Annotated in this window: 1 pseudogene; it reads right to left on the reverse strand. The window is 76.1% G+C overall.

Annotated elements, in window-relative coordinates:
• Positions 1–825 (reverse strand): annotated as a pseudogene (locus tag SACPADRAFT_RS25205) (ferredoxin); the annotation flags it as partial.

Genomic DNA, 825 nt, shown 5'->3' on the forward strand with positions numbered 1-825 from the left:
GGGCGCCGTTCCCGTCGACGGCATCCCGGGCGCTCCCGGCGGCGGCACCGGCCGACCGTGCGGCGGGCAGGTCCCCGGCCGGGACGAAGGCGCCGAGCGACTCGGCGTAGCGCAGCGCGCCCCGGCCCTGGCTGTGCAGGTGCACCACCGGGGTCCAGCCGCCGGAGACCAGCAACAGGTCGCAGTCGAGGTGGCTCTCCGCGCGACCGCGGGGGTGCGGCCCGTCGAGGTGCACACCGCGGACGTGGTCGACGCCGGTGGTCCCGACCACGGCGGTGTCGGCCCGGATGGTGATTCCCCGTTCGAGGCACAGCGAGGCCCAGTGGGTGGACACGGTGTCCCGGGCGTCCACCACGGCCGCGATCTCGACCCCGGCGTCGTGCAGGTCCACCGCCGCCGCGTAGGCGCTGTCGTCGGTGGTGAACACGACCGCGCGCCTGCCCGGCAGTACCCCGTAGCGGTGCAGGTAGGTGCGGGCGGCCCCGGCCAGCATGGTGCCGGGGCGGTCGTTGTCGGCGAACACCAGCGGCCGTTCGTGCGCGCCGGTGGCGAACACGGCCTGCCGGGCACGGATGCGGTGGACGCGCTGGCGGCTGAACGCGTCGTCGCCGCGGTGCTCGACCGCGGTGAACCAGTTGTGCTCGTGGTGGCCGAACACCGTGGTGCCGCTCAGCAGGCGGACCTCCGGCAGCGAGGCGAGCTCGGTGACCGCCCGCCGCACCCACCCGGTGCCGGGCGCGGCGTCCAGCCGTTCGCCGGTGCCCAGGAGACTGCCGCCGAACTCGGTGTCCAGGTCGGCGAGGATCACCCGGGCGCCGCTGCGCG

This window comes from Saccharomonospora iraqiensis subsp. paurometabolica YIM 90007 (genome assembly GCF_000231035.2).
GTDB lineage: Bacteria > Actinomycetota > Actinomycetes > Mycobacteriales > Pseudonocardiaceae > Saccharomonospora > Saccharomonospora paurometabolica.